Annotated in this window: 27 protein-coding genes; 17 read left to right on the forward strand and 10 right to left on the reverse strand. The window is 42.1% G+C overall.

What is annotated here, in order from left to right; translation table 11 throughout:
• The first annotated feature begins 5 nt into the window (after window positions 1–5).
• Genes ACP2AF_RS12120 through ACP2AF_RS12145 form a run of 6 tightly spaced genes read left to right on the forward strand, consistent with a single transcriptional unit; the run spans window position 6 to window position 5,422 of the window.
• A complete protein-coding gene (locus tag ACP2AF_RS12120; protein WP_425236418.1) occupies window positions 6–581 on the forward strand; it encodes a gluconate 2-dehydrogenase subunit 3 family protein in 576 nt (191 codons plus the stop codon).
• A gap of 6 nt (window positions 582–587) precedes the next feature.
• Window positions 588–1,379 carry an SDR family NAD(P)-dependent oxidoreductase gene (locus ACP2AF_RS12125; protein WP_425236419.1) on the forward strand — a complete coding sequence of 264 codons (792 nt, stop codon included), beginning with the start codon at window positions 588–590 and terminating at the stop codon, window positions 1,377–1,379.
• Window positions 1,380–1,383: 4 nt separating this feature from the next.
• The gene (locus tag ACP2AF_RS12130; protein ID WP_425236420.1) at window positions 1,384–2,295 is read left to right on the forward strand and encodes an ROK family protein; all 912 of its coding nucleotides are present in this window, start codon (window positions 1,384–1,386) and stop codon (window positions 2,293–2,295) included.
• 11 nt (window positions 2,296–2,306) lie between these two features.
• A complete protein-coding gene (locus ACP2AF_RS12135) occupies window positions 2,307–3,092 on the forward strand; it encodes a sugar isomerase domain-containing protein (protein WP_425236421.1) in 786 nt (261 codons plus the stop codon).
• A 4-nt stretch (window positions 3,093–3,096) separates the two neighbouring features.
• On the forward strand, window positions 3,097–4,455 hold the full coding sequence (locus ACP2AF_RS12140) for an FAD-dependent oxidoreductase (protein ID WP_425236422.1): 1,359 nt from the start codon (window positions 3,097–3,099) through the stop codon (window positions 4,453–4,455).
• A gap of 4 nt (window positions 4,456–4,459) precedes the next feature.
• Window positions 4,460–5,422 carry a phosphotriesterase family protein gene (locus tag ACP2AF_RS12145; protein ID WP_425236423.1) on the forward strand — a complete coding sequence of 321 codons (963 nt, stop codon included), beginning with the start codon at window positions 4,460–4,462 and terminating at the stop codon, window positions 5,420–5,422.
• A 5-nt stretch (window positions 5,423–5,427) separates the two neighbouring features.
• Here the strand turns inward: ACP2AF_RS12145 and ACP2AF_RS12150 are convergent, their stop codons facing one another.
• Entirely contained in the window at window positions 5,428–6,138 is a 711-nt protein-coding gene (locus ACP2AF_RS12150) for a GntR family transcriptional regulator (protein WP_425236424.1), read from the reverse strand.
• A 317-nt stretch (window positions 6,139–6,455) separates the two neighbouring features.
• On the opposite strand from ACP2AF_RS12150, the gene ACP2AF_RS12155 reads away from it, so the two are divergent.
• The 3 genes from ACP2AF_RS12155 (at window position 6,456) to ACP2AF_RS12165 (ending at window position 10,640) form a co-directional block, all read left to right on the forward strand.
• The gene (locus tag ACP2AF_RS12155) at window positions 6,456–7,517 is read left to right on the forward strand and encodes a helix-turn-helix domain-containing protein (protein ID WP_425236425.1); all 1,062 of its coding nucleotides are present in this window, start codon (window positions 6,456–6,458) and stop codon (window positions 7,515–7,517) included.
• Between the two features lie 154 nt (window positions 7,518–7,671).
• A complete protein-coding gene (locus ACP2AF_RS12160; protein ID WP_425236426.1) occupies window positions 7,672–9,171 on the forward strand; it encodes a hypothetical protein in 1,500 nt (499 codons plus the stop codon).
• 17 nt (window positions 9,172–9,188) lie between these two features.
• Complete coding sequence (locus ACP2AF_RS12165) at window positions 9,189–10,640, forward strand: alpha/beta fold hydrolase (RefSeq protein WP_425236427.1); 1,452 nt, start codon at window positions 9,189–9,191, stop codon at window positions 10,638–10,640.
• Between the two features lie 73 nt (window positions 10,641–10,713).
• On the opposite strand, the gene ACP2AF_RS12170 is transcribed toward ACP2AF_RS12165, so the two are convergent.
• The 4 genes from ACP2AF_RS12170 to ACP2AF_RS12185 all read right to left on the reverse strand — a co-directional run bounded on the left by ACP2AF_RS12170 (window position 10,714) and on the right by ACP2AF_RS12185 (window position 13,178).
• Complete coding sequence (locus tag ACP2AF_RS12170) at window positions 10,714–11,226, reverse strand: SRPBCC family protein (RefSeq protein ID WP_425236428.1); 513 nt, start codon at window positions 11,224–11,226, stop codon at window positions 10,714–10,716.
• 5 nt (window positions 11,227–11,231) lie between these two features.
• Window positions 11,232–12,365, reverse strand: a complete 1,134-nt coding sequence (locus ACP2AF_RS12175; RefSeq protein ID WP_425236429.1) for a serine hydrolase — start codon at window positions 12,363–12,365, stop codon at window positions 11,232–11,234.
• A 72-nt stretch (window positions 12,366–12,437) separates the two neighbouring features.
• Window positions 12,438–12,704, reverse strand: a complete 267-nt coding sequence (locus tag ACP2AF_RS12180) for a hypothetical protein (RefSeq protein WP_425236430.1) — start codon at window positions 12,702–12,704, stop codon at window positions 12,438–12,440.
• An 18-nt stretch (window positions 12,705–12,722) separates the two neighbouring features.
• On the reverse strand, window positions 12,723–13,178 hold the full coding sequence (locus ACP2AF_RS12185; RefSeq protein ID WP_425236431.1) for an SRPBCC family protein: 456 nt from the start codon (window positions 13,176–13,178) through the stop codon (window positions 12,723–12,725).
• A 123-nt stretch (window positions 13,179–13,301) separates the two neighbouring features.
• Between ACP2AF_RS12185 and ACP2AF_RS12190 the strand changes: the two genes are divergently transcribed.
• The 8 genes from ACP2AF_RS12190 (at window position 13,302) to ACP2AF_RS12225 (ending at window position 21,724) form a co-directional block, all read left to right on the forward strand.
• Window positions 13,302–14,189, forward strand: a complete 888-nt coding sequence (locus ACP2AF_RS12190; RefSeq protein ID WP_425236432.1) for a peptidyl-prolyl cis-trans isomerase — start codon at window positions 13,302–13,304, stop codon at window positions 14,187–14,189.
• Window positions 14,173–15,630: a peptidylprolyl isomerase gene (locus tag ACP2AF_RS12195; RefSeq protein WP_425236433.1), complete on the forward strand. Its 1,458-nt coding sequence runs from the start codon at window positions 14,173–14,175 to the stop codon at window positions 15,628–15,630. Before ACP2AF_RS12190 ends, ACP2AF_RS12195 begins: the two co-directional genes overlap by 17 nt.
• A 4-nt stretch (window positions 15,631–15,634) precedes the next feature.
• Window positions 15,635–16,588, forward strand: a complete 954-nt coding sequence (locus ACP2AF_RS12200; protein ID WP_425236434.1) for an AAA family ATPase — start codon at window positions 15,635–15,637, stop codon at window positions 16,586–16,588.
• A gap of 22 nt (window positions 16,589–16,610) precedes the next feature.
• Entirely contained in the window at window positions 16,611–17,366 is a 756-nt protein-coding gene (locus ACP2AF_RS12205) for a class I SAM-dependent methyltransferase (RefSeq protein ID WP_425236435.1), read from the forward strand.
• Window positions 17,367–17,541: 175 nt separating this feature from the next.
• A complete protein-coding gene (locus tag ACP2AF_RS12210; protein WP_425236436.1) occupies window positions 17,542–19,812 on the forward strand; it encodes an aconitate hydratase in 2,271 nt (756 codons plus the stop codon).
• Window positions 19,813–19,872: 60 nt separating this feature from the next.
• On the forward strand, window positions 19,873–20,433 hold the full coding sequence (locus ACP2AF_RS12215) for a TlpA family protein disulfide reductase (protein WP_425236437.1): 561 nt from the start codon (window positions 19,873–19,875) through the stop codon (window positions 20,431–20,433).
• 89 nt (window positions 20,434–20,522) lie between these two features.
• On the forward strand, window positions 20,523–20,999 hold the full coding sequence (locus ACP2AF_RS12220) for a TlpA family protein disulfide reductase (RefSeq protein ID WP_425236438.1): 477 nt from the start codon (window positions 20,523–20,525) through the stop codon (window positions 20,997–20,999).
• Between the two features lie 2 nt (window positions 21,000–21,001).
• The gene (locus ACP2AF_RS12225) at window positions 21,002–21,724 is read left to right on the forward strand and encodes a DUF3291 domain-containing protein (RefSeq protein WP_425236439.1); all 723 of its coding nucleotides are present in this window, start codon (window positions 21,002–21,004) and stop codon (window positions 21,722–21,724) included.
• On the opposite strand, the gene ACP2AF_RS12230 is transcribed toward ACP2AF_RS12225, so the two are convergent.
• From ACP2AF_RS12230 to ACP2AF_RS12250, 5 genes are read right to left on the reverse strand one after another with little or no spacing between them, the layout of a single operon-like run.
• Window positions 21,712–22,350 carry a carotenoid biosynthesis protein gene (locus ACP2AF_RS12230; RefSeq protein ID WP_425236440.1) on the reverse strand — a complete coding sequence of 213 codons (639 nt, stop codon included), beginning with the start codon at window positions 22,348–22,350 and terminating at the stop codon, window positions 21,712–21,714. The genes ACP2AF_RS12225 and ACP2AF_RS12230 overlap by 13 nt on opposite strands.
• On the reverse strand, window positions 22,343–23,821 hold the full coding sequence (gene crtD / locus ACP2AF_RS12235; protein WP_425236441.1) for a 1-hydroxycarotenoid 3,4-desaturase CrtD: 1,479 nt from the start codon (window positions 23,819–23,821) through the stop codon (window positions 22,343–22,345). The genes ACP2AF_RS12230 and crtD overlap by 8 nt, the downstream gene beginning before the upstream one ends.
• 5 nt (window positions 23,822–23,826) lie before the next feature.
• The gene (locus tag ACP2AF_RS12240) at window positions 23,827–24,276 is read right to left on the reverse strand and encodes a sterol desaturase family protein (RefSeq protein WP_425236442.1); all 450 of its coding nucleotides are present in this window, start codon (window positions 24,274–24,276) and stop codon (window positions 23,827–23,829) included.
• Window position 24,277: 1 nt separating this feature from the next.
• The gene (locus ACP2AF_RS12245; protein WP_425236443.1) at window positions 24,278–25,117 is read right to left on the reverse strand and encodes a phytoene/squalene synthase family protein; all 840 of its coding nucleotides are present in this window, start codon (window positions 25,115–25,117) and stop codon (window positions 24,278–24,280) included.
• A 7-nt stretch (window positions 25,118–25,124) separates the two neighbouring features.
• Window positions 25,125–26,582: a phytoene desaturase family protein gene (locus ACP2AF_RS12250; RefSeq protein WP_425236444.1), complete on the reverse strand. Its 1,458-nt coding sequence runs from the start codon at window positions 26,580–26,582 to the stop codon at window positions 25,125–25,127.
• Window positions 26,583–26,609: the final 27 nt, after the last annotated feature.

A 26,609-nucleotide genomic window follows, 5' to 3' on the forward strand; every position in this document is an offset into this window, starting at 1 on the left:
TACCAATGCTACGAAAAACTTTTATCAACCGATTGGCCCTGGGTAGCGGAAGCACACTTTTACTTCCCGCAGCCAGTCTGATACAGGGTTGTGCGTACCAGCCAATTCTACGAACTACCCTGACCGATACCGATATTCCTTTGCTGGATGAACTGGGAAGCACCATTATTCCGGATACGGGATCTTCTCCGGGAGCCAAGGCCGCTAAGATTGGGGAGTATATGTTGCTCATGTACATGGATTGCATGCCCATGGAAGAACGAGAAATCTTCCTAAACGGAATCAATGAATTGGATTCAAGAGCAGCACGGACTTTTTCAAGTTCTTTCGGTCAAGCCGATTCTTCCCAAAAACTTCAACTATTGGAGGTTGTGCAAAACGAGGCGATGGCCTATAAGCTTAAATTGGAAAAAGAGGAAAAGACAGTACCTCACTACTTTGACCTTTTAAAAGGTTTGACGATTTCGGGATACTTTTCCTCGGAAATTGGGATGACCCAAGCTAGGAATTACCTCCCGGTCCCCGGCAAATTCGAGGCCTGCATGGCCTACGATCAAGATGATAAACCTTGGGCAACCTAAAAAATTATGGACTTTAAGAACACCTCGTACATCATAATGGGCGGCACTACCGGAATGGGTCTCACCGCGGCCAAGGCTTTGAAAGCCAATGGGGCTAACATTCTCGTTGTGGGAAGAAACCCGGATAATTGTAAAAAGGCGGAGAAAGTCTTGGGGCAAAACAGTCTCTCAATAAGCGGAGATGCCACCACCCCTGAAACCATAAAAACTGCAATTCAAATGGCCCATAACGCTTTTGGTAGAATTACCGGACTGTTCCATGTGGCTGGTGGAAGCGGTCGTAAATGGGGTGATGGCGCTTTAGATCAAATTACCTTGGAGGGCTGGAACAAGACCTTGGAATTGAACCTAACTTCCTTGATGCTTTCCAACCAGGCAATGATTCGGTATTTTCTTGAACATAAAAAGGAAGGTGTCATTTTAAATATGGGATCCGTATTGGGTTTCTCCCCATCTCCCAAGTATTTCGTTACCCATGCCTATGCTGCGGCGAAGTCCGCTATCATAGGTTTTTCAAAATCAATTGCGGCTTACTATGCACAGCATAATATCCGAGTTAACGTCATTGCACCGAGCCTTTTCATTACACCTATGGCAAAACGAGCAGCAGAGGATAGGGAGATATTACAATTTTTAAAAACGAAACAACCTTTGGATGGAGGACGTGCCGGGGAATCTGAGGATATCAATAGTGCCGTACTGATGTTTTTGCATCCGGATTCCAAATTCATTACCGGACAGGTTCTGTCCGTCGATGGAGGTTGGACCCTTAGTGAGGGGCAGTATATAAGTCTTTGAAAAAATGACAAAACATTTTTTGGGTATCGATATTGGAGGGACAAAAATTAAGACCGTCATTCTTAATGAGGTAGGTGACATCTTGGAACAAGATGAGGTTTTGACTGAAGATGATGCTATAGATACAGAATTTTGGAAGAAAAAAATAGTTGCAAAAATCGCCGAAAAGACCAACCAATATGCTGAAAAAAATAATCGATCACTGCAATGTGCTATCTCAGCTCCCGGTCTAGTCGATAAAAAAAACCAGATGATTCTCCACATGCCCGAGCGCCTTCAGGGCATAGAAAATTTCAATTGGTCCGAAGAATTACAGCAGGACATTAAAATCATAAACGACGGACATTCGGCTTGCCTTGCGGAATATGAATCTTTTTACAAAGGACAGGGAATACGGCATATGCTGATGCTTACTTTGGGTACTGGTGTTGGCGGGGGTATCATTGTCAATGGGGATTTGTATCAAGGGGATTTGCAACGTGCAGGTCATGTAGGCCATATGACCGTTGCTTATAATGGCGCACCTACCATGACCAATATGCCAGGGAGTTTGGAGCATGCTGTTGGTAACTTTTCAGTTTCCGAAAGGACCCAGGGACGATACAAAAGTGTCCGGGAACTGGTAGATGCCCATAAAAACGGGGAAGAAAACGCTACAGGATGGTGGTTGGAATCCGTTCAAAAATTGGGGGTGGCATTGGCTTCTTTGACCAATATACTTTCCCCGGAGCTGATCGTTTTGGGCGGTGGCATAACGGCAGGTGCCAAGGACGTATTGATGGAACCCTTACGGGATTTCATGACCCGCTATGAATGGCGGCCAAAAGGATATAAAGTAAAACTAGAGGCAGCGAGGCACGGTAGTTTCGCCGGTGCGATTGGAGCGGCCTTTTTTGCCAGAAATAACAATAGCTAATCTTGTGATAAATGAGCGTAACAAAACAGTATTTGGAAAAAGGAAGGGATATCATAAACACCATAGAAAAACAGGAGCCTGTAATTCAAGAAGTGGCACAACTGTTCGCCAAGTCCATTTTAAATGGTAGAATGGTACACCTGTTCGGATCGGGGCATAGCCGAATAATGGTCGAGGAAATGTGGCCGCGCTACGGATCATTCCCCGGCTTTAATCCGATTGTGGAGCTGTCCTTGTCCTTTCATAATCTGGTAGTTGGGGCCAATGGACAACGGCAGGCGATGTTCCTTGAAAATGTACCGGGGCTTGCGGAGCGCATCCTTCGAAATTTTGATACCAGCCCATTGGATACGGCACTCATCATCTCCTCTAGTGGTTGCAATGTAGTTCCCATTGAAATGGCCGAGGAATTTCAAAAACGAAGCATAAAGGTAGTGGCCTTGGTAAGCAGCTTACATTTGGAAGGCAGCACTTCAAAAAAAGCCGATGGCAAAAAGTTGACCGATTTTGCCGATTATGTTCTGGATACCGGAGCACCGCTAGGTGATGCCATGATTTATTTGGATGGGCTGGATTCTCCTGTGTCACCAGGCTCCACTTTAGGCGGTGTTTTGATTATAAATTCGGTCAAGGCAGAATTGGCCAGCATACTTCATAAAAGTGGGAAGTCGCCTAAGGTTTTGAGCAGTGGCAAAATCGTTGGGGAGGAACAGGCAAAGGATTTATTTGAATCGGCCTATGACGAGCATGCCCATTTAATGGCAAAATTGTATGAAAATGTAGGCCTCCAAAAATAATCGTATGCACTTTACCTCAAAAATCACAAAAAACTATACAACGGATATTCTTATCATCGGTAGTGGAAGTGCCGGGTCTACCGCCGCAATTGCCGCCTCCTCGGGAAAATTCAAAGTAACCCTTGTGGAACGTTATGGGTTTCCTGGAGGTACTTCCACACAAATGCTGGATACGTTCTATGGTTTTTTTACTCCATCCGACAACCCGAAAAAAATTGTCGGAGGTATACCGGACAAAATAGTGGATACCCTGAACAGATCAGGAGATATATTTTTAAGGCCCAATACATATGGCGCCGGAACGGGTGTTAATTACAATCCTGAAAAACTAAAACAGGTTTGGGATAATCTATTCATGGAAAGCGGTGTAGAAGTCTTTTACCACTCCACCTTGGTGGGTGTAGAAGGTGTGGGGGAAACTTCTATCTGCATCTTCTTTCATAAGGGGATGGGTTTTTTTTCCATAAGTGCAAGGCGCATCATTGATGCTTCCGGTGATGCAGATTATTGCCATTGGGCAGATATTCCCTATGAACTTGCCGGGGAAAAAGAACCCGCACAAAGTATGACGACTACTTTTCGGATGTCAAATGTAGAGCATCAGGTTTATGAAGCGGCGGGAGGTAAGAAAATGCTCAAGGAAAAAATGGCAACTGCTTATGATAAGGGTTCACATCCCCTGCCCCGAAAGGAAGGATCCGCTCATGAAATGTGCCAGCCCAAATGTATATCCACAGTTGCCGTAAAAGTAGTAGACCTGGATCCTTTGGATGTGGAGGGCATTACCAAGGCAGAGATTGAAGGACGCAAGCAGGCCTTTATTTTTGAAGATTTCTTTAGGGCCGAAGTTCCTGGTTATGAGAATGCCAAAATAATTGGACTTTCCCATCAGATTGGTGTTCGGGAAACCCGTCGCGTTTTTGGTGAATACCGATTGACCAAAGCAGATTGTATGTCCGCAAAAATGTTTGATAACCAGATTTTTCTTTGTGGTGCACCTATCGAGGACCATCGTAAGTCCGATGATGGCACGTCGGAGACTTTTTGGCAATATGTTCCCGATGGAGGAACCTACGGTGTTCCGTACGGTACTATTGTCCCAAAGGAAAGTACAAATACCTGGGTAGTGGGTCGATGCTTTTCCGCTACCCACGATGCCCATGCCTCCTGTCGTTCCATGGCTCAGACTATGAGCATGGGACAGGCCGCCGGTGCTGCGGCGGTACTTTCTTTGAGCTTCGATCAAGAGCCGAAACATGTAGAAATCCCAAAACTACAGGATTCCCTAATTGAACTGGGAGCAGTTTTGGAAACACCAAGTAAGATTGCGGATATTTCGCGCAATGGATGGGCCAAAAATTAGAATTATGACGCAGGATTTTTTTAGAACCGTGTTAGGTGATAGGCCGGTTACGGAAATGGGGCTTACCTACGCCCATGAGCACATTGTTATAGATGATTGCTATGTTACCGCCAAACACCCGGAGTTCTTGCTAAATGATGTTCATAAAATTTCTGCCGAGCTTACCAGTTTTTACAATTCCGGGGGTAGAACCGTTGTGGATACCATGCCCGTCAATAGTGGTAGGAACATTTTAAAGTCGGTACAGGTTAGTGAAAATAGCGGGGTAAACATCATTGTACCTACGGGACTTCACCTGGAAATCTACTACCCGGAAAGCCATTGGCGCTATACTAGTACGGAAGATGACTTGACCCGACTTTTTATAGCGGATATTGAAGAGGGCATCGATCAGTTTGACTATTCCGGTCCTTTGGTCAAAAGAACGCCCCATAAGGCGGGGCTCATTAAATTGGCAACAGGGGATGATTCCTTTACAAAACATCAGGAGTTGATCTTTAGGGCTGTGGTCAATGCCCACCGGGAGACCGGAGCCCCAATTTTGACGCATACCAATTTTGGCAGGCAGGCACTGGAACAAGCCCAGCTTTTTGAAAAACTGGGCGCCAATTTGCAACACGTTGTTTTGTCCCATGTAGATCGTGCGATGGATGTTGAGTATAACAGGGCCGTTCTGGAAGTCGGTGTACGTGTAGAATACGATAGTGCCTTCCGCTGGAAAAAAGGACAGCCCAACCATACCCTCCATCTTTTGGAAGAACTACTACCGGAATATCCCGAACAGATTACCATGGGCATGGATATGGCCAAAAATGCCTACTGGAAGAGTTATGGTGGCCAACCTGGGTTAAACTATCTTATTGAAACCATACCTGATTTTCTGAAATCAAAAGGATTGGAGGAGTATTATCAGCAAGTATTTTTTGAAAACCCAAAGATGTTATACGCATTCTTTAGCCCCTCTTGAACAAATTACAGGAAGTAACTATTTCGAATCGGGTATTCTTTGGTGTTACAATACAAATCCCCATAAAGATTAAGACCCGCTTTGCTGGTTCTAAACCGAACTGAAATATGCAAAATGGGATTCCCTTTGGAAATCCCCAAATTTTGTGCTATTTCTTTCGTGGCAGTTATTGATCTTAATTCTTGTTCGGCACCCATTACTTCAATTAGGTATTCCTGACTCAGGGTTTTAAAAAAAGAACCCTCTACGAAATCATTCGGTTTAATAATCTCCAAGGCATTGAGCGAATACCAGTTATTCTCCAATACTACCGGTCTGTTGTTAATATGCCGAACCCGTTGAAAATATACACATTTGGATTTTTGCTCTTCCTGTGTCAGGGGAAATGCTATGGTCGGGTCCCAACTCGTAATTTTTGGTTCTTTGGTCAGTACCGTTTTCACTTCATAATCAATCGCGCCGGAAAACCCCTTTATGGTCAATAGCCCCAAGGATTTACGCCGTTCCAGAACTTTGCTGCCCTTACCATGTTCCTTTTCGATAAAACCTTCCTTTATCAATTCGTCAAGGGCCTTTCTTACCGTTGTCCTTGTTGTGCCGAACTTGTGGCAAAAATCATGCTCAGAGGGCAGATAACTTCCTATGGGATATTTACCGGTTTGTATCCTCTTCTTTATGTATTCCTGAATCCGTTGGTATTTTTTTGCTTTCTTCAATAGTAGGGAATCGCTGTTTATAGGGCAATATACATCATAATAGAAACTTTGGCCAAACCTATGGATTCCTGATCTTACTTTGTTTACGATGCCAAACTTTTAAAAATGATAACTTCAGTAAAAGGTAAAGTATTTATGATTCTCACCTAATAGGTGCAAGTGACCTGCCCATTTTAAATTTCTTAGCGAGCCCACAGCTAATTGTAAGAATAATTTGTCTATAGCACTTTTGTAGTTCTTGATTCTGGAGGGAATTACCGTATTTCTACTGTAACACTTATATCTTTTTGTCGTCCAAATAGAAAAGAAGTTTTGATGTGGATTTAGTCGTAATAAAAGAAGTCTCTTTGCTGATGAATGCCGTAGGGGTGGGGAATTGCTTTTTATTATCATTCTTGTACCTCAAAAAGAAAGAAGATAGAACGCTTGTAAATCCTGTTCTTTCCTTGTTGTTCTTTATTCTCGGGTCGGTAATCTTGAATACCATATTTAACTTTATGGACTATAGTAATTCCTTATATGGGTTTGAGCCCATTACAAATGCTCTTGTATTCGGCATAGCGCCTCTATTGTTTTTGTATGTACGAGGTCTTGGCAAAGAGGCTCATTTTACTAATCTATGGTCTGTTCACCTCATTCATTTGTACTGCTATTTGGCCATTACTATTATTTCTATAATACTTCCTCATAGTGGTTTTGGTCAATGGGGGCGATTGCTAACGGAGAGCAAATGGATGATCGTTTTATGGAATTTTCATTTTTTGGTCTATCTGATTGTAATTTTCCTTAAGTTTAGAAAGGAAGATATCAACTTTCCATGGACGTCAAAATTGTTGGTTTACGGCATCGCTTCTATTTGGTTTCTTAATTTATTGTTCTTCCTATACCGTTTTTACGTGCAACCGCTGCCTAATTTGTTCTACCTTAATATTACACTTTTGTTTTCCGCTATGACCCTGTATATTTTCTATCAAAAATTAGGGGTGGAAGTCATACCTAAATCAAATTGTAGAGGAAGAAAATTAGGTAAGACCCAAATGCCGAATGGTGGAACTGATGTTTTGGTAGCCACCATCCGGGAGCAAAAGTACTACAAGAATCCAGAACTTGATATTCGGACTTTATCCGAGCTGGTACAGATGCCTTACCACGAATTGAGTTTTAAAATCAACCAAGAATACCATCAAAATTTCAATACCTTCATCAACAGCTTTCGAGTCCAAGAAGTAGTTCGGGCACTTGAAAATCAACAACATAAATCATATACCATTATGGGCCTGGCCAGGCAAGCGGGCTTTAAGTCGGCATCTGTGTTTTATGCCGCCTTTAAGAAAGAGAAGGGCTCTACCCCTACAGACTTTCTAAAGGATATTATTTGAAATCTTCTTTTCCTGTTCTGATTTGTAAATGCGAACAATGAAAATTCAAGAAGCCATCTTGATTTTAATAGTATTGTCATAGCATTTATTTCATCAATCAATAATCTTTAGGCTGGGTACCGACTAAAAATCCGGTCTGTTTAAAAATGACATCATGAAACCGTTACTACAATTTACCGTATTATTCCTATGTATTTGCTATGGAACACACGCAAAGCAACCCCAACTGGATGTAAGAGAAAACAAGATCGCTTACGAAATTACTATTGATTCAAAAAACGTTAGGGTAGCCAAGGTCAGGATGTCCTTTATTCCTAAGGACAGTGTGCTCTACATGACCAATGGTGCCAGTCAGCTTCCTAAAAGATGGGCCACTTTTGTTCAAGAAATCAAAGCTGTGGATTCCAAAGGAAAATCGATTTCCCTAACACCAATGGACGATGCCATGTGGAGATTGCCATCGTCTGTCAAAGAAAGAATAACCGTAAGCTATGAGGTGCATCTTGATCACGAAAACTACGAATGGAGTGGAGGACTTGACGGAGTGGCTTATGCAACGGAGTGGGGCGTGTTTTACACGGCAAGGGCTCTTTTAATTTTTCATGGGGAGAACTGGGAGGATATCCGTATTGACTTTAATATACCAGAATCATGGAAGATGACCACGCCATGGCAAAAGCTGAATCCCGATAAGCACTCCTTTAAGGCCCAAAACCACTCGGCATTGATGCAAGCCATGTTATTTGCCGGTACCCATGATGAGCTTTCATTTAGAAAAGAAGGGTTTGAATTGGTTTTTGCATTAGGGGGACAAGAGGTATTGACCGAAAAGCAGACTTATGAAGATATGGCAACGGGGATATTGGATTATTATATCGACTTAATGGGTGGGGTGCCTAATCCGTCGCCCAACAATGTTTTGGACAAGGCGGTTGTTATTATCAACAGTGCGGGGACTACAGACGGAGAGGTAATCGGTAACAACATAAGTATTTTGGTTGAAAAGGGAGGAGATCAGATGTCCAAAATGATTTCCAAATTTATTTTTGCCCATGAGTTTTTTCACTTATGGAATGGGAAATCTTTCCTGCCGGAAGGGGAGGACACCGAATGGTTTAAAGAAGGCTTTACTAATTTTTACACCTTAAAAGCTTTACGCCATATCGGTTTTTTGAACGATGAGGCCTATTTTCAAGTGCTCAACAATCTTTTTTATCAGCGTTATAGCCAAGATGAGGGCGTTGGCAAACTATCAATGATACAAGGGGAGGAAAAACATGCTCATTGGGGGTTGATTTATGGTGGAGGATTGTTCGTAGCCATAGCCCAAGACATAATTATTCGCAAGGCTACAGCTAATGCCAAGAGTTTGGATCATTTGATGAAAGCTTTTTTTAAAAAGTATGGTGGGACGAATGAGCAATATACTATTGAAGATATACGGCATACTCTAAGTGAGTTGAGTTCAAAAGACCAAACTAACTTTTTCAAGACCCATATAGCCGGGACAGAACCTTTGCCCATAGCAGATTACCTCTCCATGGCCGGGTTGCATGCTAGAATAGAGGAAGGCAATCTTCGCATCGCTAAAAATGAAAGTGCTTCTCCTTTCGAAAAAGAGATGGTTAAAGGTCTTTTGGGACTTTTAGAATGACCTTGAGTAATTTTAGTATGAAAAGGAATATATTTCTCGTCCTAGCATTATTGAATTTAGCGTGCAAGGGTCAAAAAACCCAAGATAATGGGGAAATAGGGACGGTTGCCATAACCGGTACGGATGGAATAATTTACACCGGTGAATCCGGGTTTATCAATGTGCCGGAAAATAGAGATAGCTCGGTATCCAAAAGCATAAGACTCCCTTTTTTTAGGATAAAAACGGAGCATCCCGTTCCGTTTCCCCCCATTTTTGTTTTTGAAGGCGGGCCTGGCGATAGTCCCTCTATTTTGCAACACTTGGAGGATTTAATGCCGATTTTATATTCCTTCTCGAAACGTAGCGATGTGATTGTAGTGGAGCAGCGCGGAAATGGCCGGTCCGAGCCTAATTTAAGTTGCCCGGGGTTTTTTGAGCTACCTCTGGATGTTGACCTTACCAAAGAGGGTTTTTCCCAGGTTTATAAGGCATTTATGGAAAATTGCGCTCTGTATTGGCAAGATAAAGGGCGGGAGTTATCCGGTTATAACGTTTTGGAAATGGCCGACGATATCGATGCCGTTCGGAATTTATTAGGGTATGAAAAGATTATGCTATTTGGAGGTAGTTTTGGAAGTCACCATGCGCTGGCCTATCTGCAACGCTATCCTGATAGAGTAGAGCGCGTTTTATTGGATAGTGCCGAAGGACTGGGTCATACGATGAAACTTCCCTTGGATGCGGATTGTATGTTGAAACAGCTGTCGCAATTGATTTCGGAGCATGGCAGCCATTCCAAAACACTTCCATCCTTTATTGAATTAGTAAAAACAATAATTCGAAAATTGGATAAGGAACCTGTCCAGATAAATACGTTACACCCTGTCACCAATAAAGAGGTACCCATCGTTTTAGGAGCCTACGATTTACAATTGGCCACGGCCTTGGAACTAGGAAGAATAGGATATCGAGAGCTTCCGTATCGTTATTTGCAAATGCAAAAAGGGGACTTTTCTTGGTTAGCGGCCTATGCGATTCGGATACGCTTGGGACAGTCCCGTAACCTCATGGCAGTACTTACGGATTGTGCCTCGGGTGCCTCCATGGAGCGGCGGGAAATGGTAATGGAGCAAGGTAAAACGGCCATTTTGGAAGATGCGCTCAACAATATCAACTTTGAGGCCTGTGACCTGTTACCTTTTAGGAATGTGAATTTGACCTTGACGACGGACTTTAAGTCACCGGCACCCTTGTTGATAGTGAATGGTAATCACGATGCGAGAACTCCTTTGACCAATGCAAAGGAAATTTTGGAACACTTTGAAAACGGAAGGATTTTGGAGGTCAAATACGGTTCGCACGACCTGTTCAGGGAAGGTTTTGACATCTTGGCTCCCGTACTAATCGGTTATTTGACCAGTGATGACCCATTAGGCTTTAAGTTACCGGCCCGATTGGAAGTGCCTTTGAATCTAAGACTTCATTAAAAGGACGAAAATGATTTCAATGTTGCAATTTTTTGCAAAGAGTGGCTGTTGGTTCTAGGTACAAGTATTGTTACTAAAGATTCACAAATTCAAACCCGACCAAAGGAATATTCCGAAGATCCCTTTCTGTTTCATTGAGTAGAATGCCATGCTCCAGATAAGCCTTTAAGTTGGCCAGCCAAAAGGTCCAGCCATTGCTACATCCATAATGGATGTTCAACCTGCTCTCCTCGTCTGTGGGAATATCATACTGTTTTAAAGTTAGCAGACATGCGTTTCCTTGACTTTCTATTTGTACGGAGACTTTGCTGTCTGTAAAAGAAATCTCTAAAAAATCCATACCATTGTTCCGTATAACTTGTCCCTTTTCCTGGTCATCCCAATTATGCCATTCCCAAATATAGCTATCGCCGATTTGCATAGAGTCCTTTTCATTACGTCGCTCGCCTTCCGGCGAGAAGTACTGGGCCTTTCTCAGGAACCAGGAACAGATGCCTTCAGGAGTTGCCCAGCACCAATAGAGTTTTTCCTTTGTAGTGTTTATATATATTTTCTTGGTGAAAGAATCAAAACTTAGCTTTTCCATAGGGTTTATTTAGCACGTTTTAGTTCGTAATCATATAACTGTCTTCCCAACTCTGCTAAAAAGGGAATACCAATTTCATCATATTCATACTGGTTATCATTAAAGATACCGTCCTTATTGACCAAGATGGTGGCCGAAAGCATAAACTCTACATTATTTTCCGCATCCGTTATATACGCGCAGTCCGTGAGTGTGCCATAAGCAAAACCAACCTTATTGTAGATTTTTATGTTCCCAGGAATGTTTTCCTTGGTATCGCCGTACAAAAAGAATTTACAGTATCCATCATAATACTCCTCTGGGTCGTAACCCAGGGCTTTGGGCAAGGTATGCATGGCCGTTAATAAATATTCCCTTTGTGGTTCGGTAAGTTGGAACTTTTCCTTATCGGAAAACTTCTCCGGGAAAACTACCCTTTTCAATACCCCATGTTGGGCATCTATGGGATAATAATTTTTCAAACTAAAGTCAAAAGGTCCTTTCATTAATGAGTCTTCTTCATAGAACCCTGTTCCTTTCCTTGTTTTGTTCAGTTGCAAGGGCCTTGGAGCCGTATTTGTACTCCCCTCCAATGTGGCTGTTGTACTGTCATTGAGGTAAATGATAAGAGGTTTTGTAGTAACATCATCGGAATGATAGCCCAAACGGTGGGAAATCCGTACCGGGTCCACGCCCTTATCTCTTAATCGGTTATTGATCGCATCTTGACCTAAAAATTCTACCAAGCGATTATTGGCGTGATTGTCGCTAACCGCAAAAATCTCGGAAATAGCTTTGGCGAAGGTAGTCTCGATGGAATCGCCTTCCACATAAAAGCGAGTATTCCTATTCAGCGTATCGATTTCGTTTAGTTTTTCCAGGGCCAGGACCGCAATGGGAAACTTTACTGTGCTTGCGGGATAGAAATAATTGTGCTTGTCTACTTGAAAATCGTAATCTGTAAAAATGATACTGTCCTTTTTGCGATTTATTTGGGTATAGCGGATCTGTACTTCAAATTGGTCTACGCTATCCATAACTTGTTTTATATTCGGATTCTCTGAGGAAAGCACCTTTTGCAGGGGGTCCTCCAAGACCTGGGCATGCGAACAAGCCATTAAAACACTACATATGGCTAAAGAAAAAAAGAATAATCTCATTCTAGTTTAAGTTTTGGTCGGTTGTTTTTTCTTCATTGGACTAAAAGTGGTTGTATGTTTTTCATGATCAGGCTATTTCCCTTCTTTTGAGAACCCTGGAGAGCTCTTTTCGTAAATCTCTCCACGATGTGGCTTCAAAGCATCCCTTACTTTGATCATGTCAGACTCATCAACAATCAAATAGGCAATACTGTGGACATCGTTTAGTCGTTTGGAACCTGCAAGCCCCTTATTCAAATTAATGGTGGCACTATACTGTTTCAAGTGTATTTCGTGATGTTGTGCCGTTTTATCCGCGGCTGGGCCCCTAAAGTCCCAAATAAGTCGTATTCTTTTCATCGCTTTGGTTCCAAAGGTTTATGCATCGGCAACAGAGATGCCATTTTCGGCAAAGGCCTTAAAATCTTCTGCATATTTTTGAGATTGTTTCTTAAAAGCTCCGGGCATAAGGAATCCCATTACTTTCATCATGAAACTGGAAAACTGAAATTCCGCCTCGGATATCCATTGGGTACTATGTCCGTCTATGTCCTTAAAATAATTCTTCTGAATGTTGTGTACCCCTTTAGTATCATAGGTAGCATGAAATTCATGGGGAAAGTTGCTTCTAAGAATGGTTTCAATAAGCACCATATCTCGCTTGCCCATTTTATAATGTAGTTCCATTTGGGCCCCTTCCGCTCCTGGTGTGTCTGAGAGCTGTTTATAACTTACAAGGCCGCGTTGCCAATGTTTCATATTATCGGGATTATCCAACTTCTGGACAAACGCCTCAATAGGAATGTCAATAGTGATTTCAGTAGTATATTTCATGGTTGGTGTAGTTATTGTATTCGCCCTACTAATGTAATAAAATAATGTAGGGGCGGCCTCTAAAAATGTGTTAATCCAAGGTTCATAACTTGTTAAGCACACATTAATTTTTATTTTTGCCGGATGTTTATCTTTTTAAGCAATGCAAGGACAAAAGGTTTCCTTTGCTTTTTTGTAGTGCTCCTTATAATGTCCTGCGGTTCCTTTTTGAAGGAAAAAGAGGCAAAAGAACCATTGGCAAGGGTAGGGGAGCATTATTTGTACAATGAAGATATTTTGCCCCTGTTAAGAAAGGGCATTTCCCGTGAAGACAGCGCTTCCTTTGTTACCAATTACATCAATAATTGGGCTTCCAAACAACTTTTGTTGGATAAGGCAAAAATTAATTTACAGGAAGAAAAATTAGCAGAGTTCGATGCCTTAGTGGCCGATTACCGCACAGACTTATATACTAGGGCCTACAAGGAAGCCTTGGTAAGCCAAGGAAGTGATTCCTTGGTAAGCCACTCCCAATTGAAGAGTTTTTATGAGCGTGAAAAGGAAAACTTTAAATTGAAGGAAAAGCTGGTACAGCTTCGTTTTATTGAGCTCCCAACCGAGTTTCTGAATAAGGGAGAAGTCATAAAGCGACTAAAAAGCTTTACGGAAGAGGATATGGTCTATTTGGATTCCATAGGGGTGCAGTTCCGTAAATTGAATTTCAACGATTCCATTTGGATCAGGGCCTCCAGGGTAATCGAGGAGATTCCTCCTTTGACCATTGATAATCAGGACCGATACTTAAAAAAATCACAATTTTTTGAATTGGAGGATTCAATAGGGGTATATTTGGCTAGGATAAACGATGTTCGTCAGGTTAACGAAATAGCACCCTTGTCCTTTATAGAGCCTACCATTAAACAAGTACTTCTCAGCAGGAGAAAATTGGACTATATACGTAAATTGGAAACGGAATTGATAGATGAAGCCATTAAACAAAATGAATTCGAGGTCTATGCACAAGATAACTAAATCGCTTATTTTAGGTTCGCTTATATGTATGCAAGGGATTTTATCGGCCCAAAGTAGCAATGCTGTTGCATCGGATTCCCAAGAGGAGCCCATGGCGTCCACAATGCAAGCCGAGGCGGAAATTAAAAAAGACACCTCAGAGAACCTCAAAAGAATTAAATTGGATGGTATTGCAGCGGTGGTTGGCGACTATGTAATCTTGGATTCCGACATCGACAAAACGCTGATAGATCTCAAAAGTCAAGGTGCGTCCACCGAGGATATCACGAGATGTGGACTTTTGGGAAAACTTATGGAAGATCGCTTGTATGCACATCAGGCCGTACAGGACAGCCTTTTGGTATCTGATGATGAGGTGGCGGCCACTACCGAGGCACAAATTCAGGAACTGGTCTCAAGAACTGGATCTATGGCCAAGTTGCTAAAGTTCTACAAGAAGGATGACGAGGCCAGCTTGCGGGAAGAAATCGGTAAAATAAATAAACTTCGTATGTTGTCCGAAAAAATGCAACGTGATATCATTTCGGAAATTGAGATTACCCCGGAAGAAGTGCGGCAGTTTTTCAATAAAATCCCTGAGGATGAACGTCCTGTTTTTGGTGCCGAGCTGGAAATTTCCCAGATTGTAAAGCAACCAAAACCCACTGAAGCCGAAAAACAGAAGGTTATTGACAAGCTCAATACCATTAAAGCTGACATTGAGGACAACGATGCCAGCTTTAGTGTAAAGGCCATTTTATATTCCCAGGATCCCGGCTCAAAACCAAGGGGTGGATTGTATACTAGTATTACGAAGAAATCAGGGTTTGACAAGACCTTCAAGGATGTAGCTTTCAGCTTACGGCAAGGCGAGGTGTCCGATCCTTTTGAGACCATGTTCGGTTTCCATATTATTTATATTGAAAAAATAAGAGGTCAAGAATTGGACCTTCGCCATATCTTGATCCAGCCTGAAATTTCACAGGAAGCTTTGGATGGGGCAAAGTCCGAATTGGACAGTATAAGGCAGAAAGTGTTGGACGGGAAATTTACATTTGCCGAGGCAGCACTGAATTTTTCCGATGAAAAAGAAACCAAATTTGATGGAGGCCTTTTACGGAATCCTACCAATTTTGATTCTAAATTTGAGTTGACGAAAATGGATCCCACATTATATAACCAGGTGAGAAATTTAAAGGACAATGAGATTTCCTATCCCATTTTTGAGGAAGATCCACGGGGTGGCGGCCCAAAGTACAAGATTTTGAAGGTTACCAACAGGTATGATGAACATATCGCTGATTTTGCAAGGGACTATACCAAAATCCAACAGTTGGCCCTTACGGAGAAACAATACAATGCCATAAAAAAGTGGATGGAAGAACATATTGAGGATACCTACATTAGCGTAAACGACAAAAACAGGGAGTGCAATTTTGCCAACAATTGGGTAAAGAACTAGGAGAATGTCAGACGTTACGGCGATCAATCAACTTGTAGAAAAACATAGTGCGCTCAAACAGGAAATTGCCAAGATTATTGTTGGTCAAGAAAAGGTCATAGACCAGATTTTACTTTCCATTTACACGGGAGGCCATTCATTGCTGATAGGTGTTCCGGGGTTGGCCAAAACCTTAATGGTAAATACAATAGCCCAAACTTTGGGGTTGGATTTTAAGCGTATACAGTTTACTCCGGATCTTATGCCCAGCGATATTCTGGGGAGTGAGATCTTAGATCAGAACCGAAACTTTAAGTTTATAAAGGGACCGGTATTCGCCAATATAATTTTGGCGGACGAGATAAATCGTACACCACCAAAGACACAAGCCGCACTTTTGGAAGCCATGCAGGAGCGTGCGGTTACCATTGCCGGGCAACGCTATAAATTGGAATTGCCCTATTTTGTCCTGGCCACACAAAACCCAATAGAACAGGAAGGGACCTATCCATTGCCCGAAGCCCAGTTGGATCGTTTTATGTTTGCGATAGAGCTAAAGTACCCGTCCGTTGAAGAGGAAGTACGCGTGGTAAAGACTACCACCAATGACGAATTTCCAAAGGTTGAGGCACTTTTTAATGCCCAAGAGATCCTGGAAATTCAACATTTGATTCGGAGGATTCCAGTACCGGACAATGTAGTGGAGTATGCGGTCAATTTGGTCAACAGTACACGACCTGTTTTGTCATCTGCCTCGGATTTTGTTAAACAGTACATCGATTGGGGTGCCGGACCTCGGGCTTCACAGAACCTTATTTTGGGAGCCAAGGCCCATGCTGCCGTTCACGGTAAGTTTTCTCCGGATATGGAAGATGTCCGGGCCGTGGCCATGGGAATTCTACGGCATAGGATCATTAAGAACTACAAGGCAGAGGCCGAAGGTATTTCCGAAGAGGACATCATAACAAAACTTCTTTAGGAATTATTCCTAACTTTTCAAGGTGAAAAGAGCAAAGGACAAATTTTCAAAGCAATCCAAAGCGTATAAAAAATTCCGTCCAACCTATCCAAGTACCTTATATGAGGAACTATTAAAATGGGTGCATACCAAGGATGTGTGCTGGGACTGTGGTACCGGAAATGGTCAAGTAGCCTCTGCCTTGTCCCCATATTTTAGTACCGTTTTTGCCACGGACATTAGCCAGAAACAGATTCAAAACGCCGGAAACCGGGACAATGTTATTTTTAAGGTCGAAAGGGCCGAAAACACCAACTTCCAGGATAGTCAATTTGATTTAATAACCGTAGCACAGGCTATTCATTGGTTTGATACGGCCGGATTCAATAACGAAGTTAGGAGAGTTGGCAAAAATGGAGGGGTACTGGCTGTATGGGGCTATGGATTGCTGCGGATTTCCCCGGTAATTGATGAATTAATAGCTCATTTTTACAAAGATATCATCGGTCCCTATTGGGATAAGGAAAGAAAACATATTGACGCGGCTTACGAGACTATTGATCTGGACTTTCAACCACTTGCCATCAAATCGGATTTTGCAATAAACGTCCAATGGGATTTAAGAAGTCTAAACGGCTATTTGAATACTTGGTCCAGTGTTCAAAATTATATGGGCCAAAATAATGGCGAAAACCCTGTGGATGGTTTTATGGATAAGTTAAAATCCTCATGGGGCGATATCGAGCAAAAGAGCATCAATTTCCCAATTTTTATGAGGGCTTTCCGAATTGAAAAATAACTATGGGAGTAGTTTTTTTCTTCCACTTTTTCAGGTAGACGGACTAAATTATAATCAAACCCGAAATTTTTTGCCCATTACCTGAAAATAGTTGCCCTACGCGTTCAAAAAATTTCTTTTGCCCCTTGGATTTTCTTAATTTTACTGAATTGCAACCATTAAAACTAAGAAGAGAATGGCATTTGATATTGACATGATAAAAACGGTGTATGCCAACATCGCGGAAAAGGTAGAAGCTGCTCGAAAAATCGTTGGTAAACCACTTACCCTTTCGGAAAAAATATTGTATTCCCATTTGTGGGATGGCAAAGCTACCGAGGCTTTTGTCAGAGGCAAGGACTATGTGGATTTTGCGCCGGATAGAGTGGCATGTCAAGATGCAACGGCCCAAATGGCCTTATTACAGTTCATGCATGCCGGGAAGCCAAAGGTGGCCGTTCCCACTACGGTCCATTGTGATCATTTGATCCAGGCCAAAGTAGGGGCCGAAGCAGATTTGAAACGGGCAAACCAGACCAGTAACGAAGTATTTGATTTTTTGGAATCTGTATCCAATAAGTATGGTATCGGGTTTTGGAAACCGGGTGCTGGAATTATTCACCAAGTAGTTTTGGAAAACTATGCCTTTCCCGGAGGAATGATGATAGGAACGGACTCCCACACGGTAAATGCAGGAGGATTGGGCATGGTGGCCATAGGCGTTGGAGGAGCCGATGCGGTAGACGTAATGGCCGGCATGGCATGGGAATTAAAGTTTCCCAAGCTTATTGGGGTAAAGCTTACCGGAAAACTGTCCGGATGGACCGCTCCTAAGGATGTTATCCTAAAAGTGGCGGACATTCTTACCGTAAAAGGAGGAACAGGTGCCATAGTGGAATACTTTGGGGAAGGGGCTACCTCTATGTCCTGTACCGGAAAAGGAACCATATGTAACATGGGTGCCGAGGTAGGAGCTACCACTTCTACCTTTGGATATGATGAATCCATGGATAGATATTTAAGGGCTACAGATCGGGCCGATGTGGCCGATGCGGCATTACAGGTAAAGGAACACCTGACCGCTGATTCCGAAGTTTATGCAAATCCAGAACAGTACTTTAATCAAGTCATTGAAATAAATCTTTCGGAATTGGAACCTCATCTCAACGGCCCCTTTACTCCGGATTTGGCTACTCCTATTTCTAAAATGAGCGAGGCCGCCAAGGAAAACGATTGGCCGTTAAATGTTGAAGTAGGATTGATAGGTTCTTGTACCAACTCCTCCTACGAAGATATTTCAAGAGCTGCGTCATTAGCCAAACAGGTAGCCGATAAGGATTTAAAAATGAAATCCGAATTTACGATTACCCCGGGTTCCGAGCAGGTGCGCTACACCATAGAACGTGATGGATTTATCAATACCTTCAATACTATAGGGGCAACGGTCTTTGCCAATGCCTGTGGTCCTTGTATAGGGATGTGGGACCGGTATGGGGATAAGGCGGCCGACGGGCCTCGGAATACGATTGTACACTCCTTTAACCGGAACTTTGCCAAGCGTGCAGATGGAAACCCAAATACACTTGCCTTTGTGGGCTCCCCAGAGCTGGTTACAGCAATTGCTATCGCCGGACGGCTGGATTTTAATCCTGTTACGGACAAACTGATCAATGAGGAAGGTGAAGAAGTAATGTTGGACGAACCTAGGGGTTATGAACTTCCACCTGAAGGTTTCGCGGTAGAGGATGCGGGTTATATTGCTCCCAAGGAAGATGGATCCGGTGTTGAAGTTAAAGTTAGTCCAACTTCGGAAAGGTTACAATTGCTGGCTCCTTTTGAACCGATAAAACCGGAACAATTGCAGGGGATGAAGTTGTTGATCAAAGCCTTTGGAAAATGTACAACAGATCATATATCAATGGCTGGACCTTGGTTACGTTATAGAGGACATTTGGATAATATCGCCAACAATACGCTAATCGGAGCTGTTAACGCATTCAACAAAAAGACCAATTTTGTAAAGAATCAGTTGGAAGGAGAGTATGGCGGTGTTCCAGACACCCAAAGGGCGTATAAAGCCGATGGGATCAAAACCATTGTTGTTGGAGACCATAACTATGGTGAGGGATCTTCCCGTGAACATGCAGCCATGCAGCCTAGGCATTTGGGAGTTGCCGCAGTATTGGTGAAGTCCTTTGCCCGTATTCATGAAACCAACCTGAAAAAGCAAGGCATGTTGGCGTTGACCTTTGCCGATGAAAGTGATTACGATCGTATCCAAGAGGATGATACCTTCAATTTTGTGGATATTACTGATTTTAGCCCGAATAAACCCTTGACCATTGAAGTGGTTCATGCGGACGGAAGTAAGGACAACATCATAGCGAATCATTCCTATAACGATGCGCAAATAGGATGGTTTAAGGAAGGCTCGGCACTGAATGTAATCAAACGGGAAAATGCCTGAACCAAAACATTTTGAATATAAAACTCCCGATTTTAGGGAGTTTTTTGTTTAGATATTGCAATGAAACGAAGTACAATACTCACACTCCTGGTCATCGCCATGGTATTGGCACTTTTCGTTACACCCCTAGGTTATCATGGCAAAGTATGGCTGAATCAGTTATTTGCCGGAACTCCGGATATAATTCCCATCTCCAGACGGGACAAGCTGGTAGATTATAATTGGAAGCTTAAAGATGACCAATGGGATTTCTTTAGTTTTGAAAAATCCAAGGGAAATGTGGTCTTCGTCAATTTTTGGGCCTCTTGGCGCTTGCCTTGTGCAGCGGAACTCAAGGGCATACAGAAATTGTACGATGCCTATGGGGATAAAGTTGACTTTTATATCATTACCAATGAGGAACGACCTCCGGTGGAAGAATTTATGGAGGTCAAAGGTTTTACCTTTCCCGTCACCTATTTGATTATTGGTGGGCGTTCACCAATTGAGGTTTTGGAGCCTCCGGCTTCCTATATTATAGATAGGAATGGATACATTGTTGTAAAGGAAGATGATATCAAGGATTGGGATACAACATCGGTTTACCAATTGTTGGATAAACTTCTAAATACTGGGACTTAGTGAGATACTCAAAAAAACACGTTTTCTTACGCCTTTCAGTCCTAGGTACGTTGGTATTTTTGTTTTTTACCCCTTTAGGATCTCGGGTTATGGCAAAATTAAGTGGGTTGGTCGCTCAAAGTTCTGCGATAGTCAAAACGAAAATGCGGACCCCCTTGGATACGTATCAATGGGAATTGGAGGATATGGATTCCCAAACCTTTAATTTTGAAACCCAAAAAGGAAAAGTTGTGTTTCTTAATTTTTGGGCAACCTGGTGCCCTCCCTGTGTTGCAGAAATGCCCAGTCTTCAAAAATTGCATGATGCTTATAAGGACAAAGTCACTTTTATGTTTGTTGCCAAGGACGAACCCGAGCGTGTATCCAAATTTTTGAAAAAAAAAGGTTATGACTTGCCAGTTTATTATTCTAAAACCCAAGGGCCCAATGTTCTTACCGCGAAAACGATTCCGACTACTTATATTATTGATAGGGATGGAAAAATAATCCTTGCCGAGACAGGTTTGGCAAATTGGTATAGTGAAGAAGTTAGGGAAAAACTGGACGGTCTGGTTAAGACTGAATGAGAATGGATGCCGATCAAATAACTACCTTGACTTTCTTTAGATATTCCGGTCTAAGGCAGAAAATTTGGGCTTTTTGGATGATGCAATTTGCACATAACCCTTTGTCCCACACCCAAGGACTTCAATTCTACAAATTGCTGGGCAGTGGAAAGGTAGGCTTTAACCCCTTACCGGATTGGTCTGTTTATGGTCTCTTACAGGTTTGGGAGAATGAGGAAAAGGCAAATTCCTTCTTTGAAACCTCGGATTTAATGAAACGTTATCGTAGAAAAAGTTCCGAGCAATGGATACTCTATATGGGCAACATTAGTGCCAAGGGCGAGTGGTCCGGAAGCAATCCTTTCAATGAAAGCAGCAAACTGAACAAGCACAACCCTTATATTTCAGTAATCACTCGGGCCACCATAAAACTGAGATGGTTGGTTAGGTTTTGGAAATATGTACCAAACTCGCAGCAGCCCTTGACGAATAACAAAGGGCTGCTCTTTACCAGAGGTATTGGTGAGGTGCCTTTTACCCAAATGGCTACCTTTAGTATTTGGCAGGACAAGGCATCGCTAATGGATTTTGCTTACCGTAGTAATGCCCACCGCAGTGCAATTGAAAAGACACGGCAGCTGAATTGGTATAGTGAGGAAATGTTTTGTAGGTTTCAGCCCTATAGATCGGTTGGGACTTGGAACGGGAAAAACCCGCTCCCTGAATTACATACCTATCTTAAATAAAAGAAAAGGAAAAACACCAACTGGGACAGATATATGTGGATGGAAAAAAGTCTGTTTCCTTTGATATCCAACGCCCTAAGAATGAACTGAAGTACCAAGGCCAAAAAGAACCAGGTCACATAATTGGGGTAGGATGCCAAATTATCCTCAAAGGTCCAAAAGTCCAAAAGGTGGGAGCTTTGTTCCATAAAAAAATCGAGTGCCACCATCAAAAGTGCGGCACATAGTATTTTTAAGGTTTTCGATATTGAAAGATAATCTACAATTCCTGCACAGACAAAGGTGAGCAATGCCCATAGCGCTCCGATAAGATAAGGTACTCCATCTAGTTCTGGGCCAAGATTAGTACCATATTCATAGTTTCCAAAGAGTATCCCATAGTTTACACCAAGCCATTCCGTAAATATCCCACATGAAAAGAAAATGAGAAAAGCCAGTAGTCTTTTGATGGTATGGATCGGGTATACCCAAAAAAAGAGTACCAAAAAGACGATAAGGTTCAAAGGGGTCTTTTCAATGAACCACTGAAAATGGCCCAATGCAATGCCAATAATGGCGGAGATATGAAAAAGCCAGATAATGCCAATAGCCCATCCTACCTTGTTTTGTTTTAATCGTTCAAGCATGGTTCAATGGTTTTGGCGCAAGATCCCCCACGATTTTGGCTGAAAGTAGACAAAGCGGAATTCCTCCCCCGGGATGTACCGAACCCCCACAAAAAAGGAGGTTTTTTATAGAGGGTTTAAAGTTAGGGTGGCGCAGAAATGCTGCAAATTTGGAATTGCTGGCAGCTCCATACAACGCTCCCCTGTGGGAACTTGTATTGGATTCTATCCCCATAGGATCAAGAACATGCTCCACAGTAATCAATGATTCCAAATCTACGTTCAATTGGGTGTTTAGTTTTTGTATGATCCAATTACGGCCCTTTTTCCTTAAAGAATCCCAATCCTGACCATAATTACCAGGGGCATTGATCATCACAAACCAGTTTTCATGGTCTTTGGGCGCATCCGAAGGCTTATCCTTGCTGGTGATATTAATATAGATCGTAGGATCCTCGCATAGCGTTCTTTCTTGAAAAATAGCCTTGAACTCACGGGAGTAGGAACTGCTGAAAAAAATATTATGCAGATCCAGTTCGGGAAATTTTCTGGAGATTCCCCAGTAGAAAATTAGAGCAGAGCTGGAACGTTCTTGTTGCAGTACCCGTTTGGGCTGTTTTTGCCCCTGTAATAGATTTTTGTAGGTGGGATATACGTCCATATTGGAAACCACTAAATCTGCTTTGTGAAAACCAATATGGGATTCCACTCCGTTGGCTTTTCCCTGCGCTACATTGATGCGGTTTACTTTACAGTTAAAATTGAATCGAATTCCCTGTGATTGGGCCAGACGGTAAAGACTCAAGGTAATAGTATGCATTCCACCTTTAGGGAAATAGGTGCCGTAATACATCTCCAAATGGGGTATCATAGACATGATACCTGGTGTCTTAAAAGGAGAGGAGCCATTATAGGTGGCATATCTATTGAAGAGTTGGACTAGTTTAGGGTGTTCAAAAAACTTTTTGTTCACCTCATCCATAGAAGAATTGATGTCCAGCTTTGCCAGACTGGAAATGGCCTTGACAGTATCCTTGGAGATATAAGAGGATATTTTATGCAATGATTTTTCCAAAAATAGTGGTGCTGTCAACTCATATTTTCTACGATTTCGCTCAAGATATCGGGTTATGGATTTTTCGGAGGCACCAAAAAGTTTGGAGGTATCCTTTACAAAAGTTTCCATGTCGGACTTCGCGGTAAACCGGGTACCATCGTTCCAGAAATAATTGCATAGGGTCTTTTTTCGGATATACTTGAAATAAGCCTCGGGCTTAACTTCAAAAAGCTCAAAAAGTTCGGTTACCAAATGGGGCATGGTGAAAAGGGAGGGGCCAAGGTCAAAACGATAACCACTTTTTTCTATTGCGTGTAGCTTACCACCAGGATAAGAATTAGCTTCCATTACGGTTACCTCATAGCCTTTTTTCCGTAATCGCAATGCGGATGCAATACCGGCGATGCCAGATCCAATAACAATGGCATGCGCCATATGCCTTATTTCTTAAAGTATTTAAAGGGGACGAAAAGCATTCCAAAACATTCACCGTCCTCCTTGCCTAAATGCTTGTGATGCATCTTATGGGCTCGGCGTATGCCGCGAGCGTACCAATTGTTGGCATTTCTAAAGAGTTTGAAGCGCTGATGGATAAAGATATCGTGTACCAAAAAATACGTGCCACCATAAGCCATGATTCCCAGGCCGATAGGCCATCCATACCAAAACCAACTGGAAGTAGCTATCATAATGAAGGACATGCTTACCACTGCGTAGAAGATGAAAAAAGCGTCATTTCGTTCAAACCAAGAATCATGGTCCTTTTTGTGATGATCTTTATGTAGGCTCCATAAAAAGCCATGCATAATATATTTATGGGTAAACCAAGCCATAAATTCCATGAAGCAAAAAGTTCCTATAAAAATGATAATCCAAATTAGTGCTGTCATCTTATACCAAATGTAATTTATAATTCACATAAGATTTGGCCAACAAACCTATTTTCTCATAATTAGGAACCCGTATCCGTGTATTTTTGATTTCCAGAGAGGGTGTTTTCTGTAGCTTTTTTAAAAGTTTGTAATAGTACTTATAGGCAGTATACACCCCAAATTTGGCTTCTTGAGGCAATAGTAGAATTCCTTCATATCCTTTTTTGAAATCGGACTTGATATCTTCCACTATTTCGTTTTTGGATGCTTCATCCAACTCATTTAGGTTGGTATTTGGGAAATAAGTACGGTTAAGGTCTTCAAAATCCTCTTTTAAATCCCTTAAAAAATTCACTTTTTGAAAAGCCGACCCCAGAGCCATGGCTGAATCCTTTAGCTGTTCATACTTTTGTTCGTTGCCCTTAACGAATACGCGCAAACACATAAGGCCGACTACATCCGCTGATCCATAAATATAGGCCCGGTATTCCTCGTCTGAAAGGTATGCACTTTTGGTTAGGTCCGTGCGCATACTTTTCATAAATGAAGCTACCAAATGATATGGTATTTTATATTTATGGTAGGTATGCTGAAAGGAATTCAAAATAGGGTTTAGGCTAATTTTACTTTCAAGGGCATCTTTTAAACTATTTTCAAAATTATCAAAAAGTGTATGCTTTTCATAATCATGGAAGGTATCCACGATTTCATCTGCAAAACGTACAAAACCATAAATGTTATAGATATCCCCGCGTATGGAGGAATCCAACATTTTAGTGGCAAGCGCAAATGAAGTGCTGTAAGACTCCGTTACGATTTTGCTACAACTATAGGAAACTTTGTCAAAAATAGTTTTCATCCTCCACTTATTTCTGTTTGACAATTAGTTGAGATACTAGTTTCCCTGAAATTAATGAAGGAGGCACGCCTGGTCCTGGAACCGTTAGTTGGCCTGTAAAGTAAAGATTCTTTACTTTTTTGCTTTTTAGCCCAGGTCTAAGAAATGCCGTTTGCATTAACGTATTGGCCATGCCATAGGCGTTTCCCTTGTATGAGTTGTATTCTTCCTCAAAATCCTTGACACAAAAGGACTCCTTAAAAACAATATTTTGGTCTACCTTTTGTTTTGTGATATTTTGAAACCGATGCATGATAAGATCAAAATATTGACTTCTTAGTTCCGGGGTATCTTCCAGACCCGGTGCAATGGGAACTAAAAAGAAACCGGTCTCAGATCCTTCCGGAGCCATACTATCGTCCGTAACTGATGGGAAATTGGCATAAAAAAGTGGATTTGAGGGCCATTTCGGCTGATCATAGATTTCTTGGGCGTGCTGTTCAAAATCGGTATCAAAAAACAAATTATGATGTTCTACATTTTCCAATTTCTTGTTGAAACCAACATAGAACAAAAGTGAGGATGGCGCAAAGGTTTTATGTTCCCAATAACTCTCGGAGTATTGTCTATAGGCTTTATCCAACAAAGATTCGGAATGGTGGTAATCCGCACCGCTCAGTACAAAATCACTGTCTATCTCATTTCCGTTGCTAACAATTCCAATGCAACGGCCGTTCTTCACCCGTATTTTTTCCACCGGACTGTTCGCAAATAGGGTTACACCCAATCCTTCCGCTAAACTGCGCATTGCCTTAATAATTTCATACATTCCCCCTTTGGGATGCCAAGTCCCGAGTCCAAAATCGGCAAAATTCATAAAACTGTAAAAAGAAGGGGTCTTACTAGGTTTTGCGCCTAGGAATAGTACGGGAAATTCCAAGGTAGAAACCAGTTTGGAATTTTTGAAATTCTTCCTCACTTCCCCGCTAATGGTCTTAAAAAACTGGTCTACCCGCAGAACGGTCTCTTTGGTTACCAGCTCAAAGGGGGAAATTCCCGGGCGAAGTACTACATTGTTTATGGCAATTTCATAATTCTCCTGCGCTTTATGAATAAATTTTCGCAAGGGTGCCGAACTTCCATTTTCAATGCGTTCAAATTCGGCACAGATTTTATCCATGGTATCACCAATGGTGATTACATCGTCGGAAAAAAAAATCTTGTACGCAGGACTCAGTTTTTCCAATTGGTAGAAGTCGGATGTCTTCTTTCCGAAGTCGGCGAAGAATTTATCAAAAATATCTGGCATCCAGTACCAACTAGGGCCAATATCAAAAGTAAAACCATCCCTTTTCAGTTGCCTTGCCCGGCCCCCGAACGTGCTGTTCTTCTCATGGATTTCGACATCATACCCCTGTTGGGCCAAATAGCAAGAGGCTGATAGCGAAGAAAAACCAGAACCGATTATGATAACCTTTTTGCTCATTGCCATGGGGGATAGGGGACTCTAGTT

This window comes from Ulvibacterium sp. (assembly GCF_965248315.1).
In the GTDB taxonomy this organism is placed as follows: Bacteria; Bacteroidota; Bacteroidia; order Flavobacteriales; family Flavobacteriaceae; genus Ulvibacterium.

What these genes read in the sequence shown, in the direction of transcription:
- ACP2AF_RS12120 (WP_425236418.1), top strand. Translation starts at nt 6, where the DNA reads ATGCTACGAAAAACTTTTATCAACCGATTGGCCCTGGGTAGCGGAAGC.
- ACP2AF_RS12125 (WP_425236419.1), top strand. Translation starts at nt 588, where the DNA reads ATGGACTTTAAGAACACCTCGTACATCATAATGGGCGGCACTACCGGA.
- ACP2AF_RS12130 (WP_425236420.1), top strand. Translation starts at nt 1,384, where the DNA reads ATGACAAAACATTTTTTGGGTATCGATATTGGAGGGACAAAAATTAAG.
- ACP2AF_RS12135 (WP_425236421.1), top strand. Translation starts at nt 2,307, where the DNA reads ATGAGCGTAACAAAACAGTATTTGGAAAAAGGAAGGGATATCATAAAC.
- ACP2AF_RS12140 (WP_425236422.1), top strand. Translation starts at nt 3,097, where the DNA reads ATGCACTTTACCTCAAAAATCACAAAAAACTATACAACGGATATTCTT.
- ACP2AF_RS12145 (WP_425236423.1), top strand. Translation starts at nt 4,460, where the DNA reads ATGACGCAGGATTTTTTTAGAACCGTGTTAGGTGATAGGCCGGTTACG.
- ACP2AF_RS12160 (WP_425236426.1), top strand. Translation starts at nt 7,672, where the DNA reads ATGAAACCGTTACTACAATTTACCGTATTATTCCTATGTATTTGCTAT.
- ACP2AF_RS12165 (WP_425236427.1), top strand. Translation starts at nt 9,189, where the DNA reads ATGAAAAGGAATATATTTCTCGTCCTAGCATTATTGAATTTAGCGTGC.
- ACP2AF_RS12170 (WP_425236428.1), bottom strand. Translation starts at nt 11,226, where the DNA reads ATGGAAAAGCTAAGTTTTGATTCTTTCACCAAGAAAATATATATAAAC.
- ACP2AF_RS12175 (WP_425236429.1), bottom strand. Translation starts at nt 12,365, where the DNA reads ATGAGATTATTCTTTTTTTCTTTAGCCATATGTAGTGTTTTAATGGCT.
- ACP2AF_RS12180 (WP_425236430.1), bottom strand. Translation starts at nt 12,704, where the DNA reads ATGAAAAGAATACGACTTATTTGGGACTTTAGGGGCCCAGCCGCGGAT.
- ACP2AF_RS12185 (WP_425236431.1), bottom strand. Translation starts at nt 13,178, where the DNA reads ATGAAATATACTACTGAAATCACTATTGACATTCCTATTGAGGCGTTT.
- ACP2AF_RS12190 (WP_425236432.1), top strand. Translation starts at nt 13,302, where the DNA reads ATGTTTATCTTTTTAAGCAATGCAAGGACAAAAGGTTTCCTTTGCTTT.
- ACP2AF_RS12195 (WP_425236433.1), top strand. Translation starts at nt 14,173, where the DNA reads ATGCACAAGATAACTAAATCGCTTATTTTAGGTTCGCTTATATGTATG.
- ACP2AF_RS12200 (WP_425236434.1), top strand. Translation starts at nt 15,635, where the DNA reads ATGTCAGACGTTACGGCGATCAATCAACTTGTAGAAAAACATAGTGCG.
- ACP2AF_RS12210 (WP_425236436.1), top strand. Translation starts at nt 17,542, where the DNA reads ATGGCATTTGATATTGACATGATAAAAACGGTGTATGCCAACATCGCG.
- ACP2AF_RS12215 (WP_425236437.1), top strand. Translation starts at nt 19,873, where the DNA reads ATGAAACGAAGTACAATACTCACACTCCTGGTCATCGCCATGGTATTG.
- ACP2AF_RS12220 (WP_425236438.1), top strand. Translation starts at nt 20,523, where the DNA reads ATGGCAAAATTAAGTGGGTTGGTCGCTCAAAGTTCTGCGATAGTCAAA.
- ACP2AF_RS12225 (WP_425236439.1), top strand. Translation starts at nt 21,002, where the DNA reads ATGGATGCCGATCAAATAACTACCTTGACTTTCTTTAGATATTCCGGT.
- ACP2AF_RS12230 (WP_425236440.1), bottom strand. Translation starts at nt 22,350, where the DNA reads ATGCTTGAACGATTAAAACAAAACAAGGTAGGATGGGCTATTGGCATT.
- crtD (WP_425236441.1), bottom strand. Translation starts at nt 23,821, where the DNA reads ATGGCGCATGCCATTGTTATTGGATCTGGCATCGCCGGTATTGCATCC.
- ACP2AF_RS12240 (WP_425236442.1), bottom strand. Translation starts at nt 24,276, where the DNA reads ATGACAGCACTAATTTGGATTATCATTTTTATAGGAACTTTTTGCTTC.
- ACP2AF_RS12245 (WP_425236443.1), bottom strand. Translation starts at nt 25,117, where the DNA reads ATGAAAACTATTTTTGACAAAGTTTCCTATAGTTGTAGCAAAATCGTA.
- ACP2AF_RS12250 (WP_425236444.1), bottom strand. Translation starts at nt 26,582, where the DNA reads ATGAGCAAAAAGGTTATCATAATCGGTTCTGGTTTTTCTTCGCTATCA.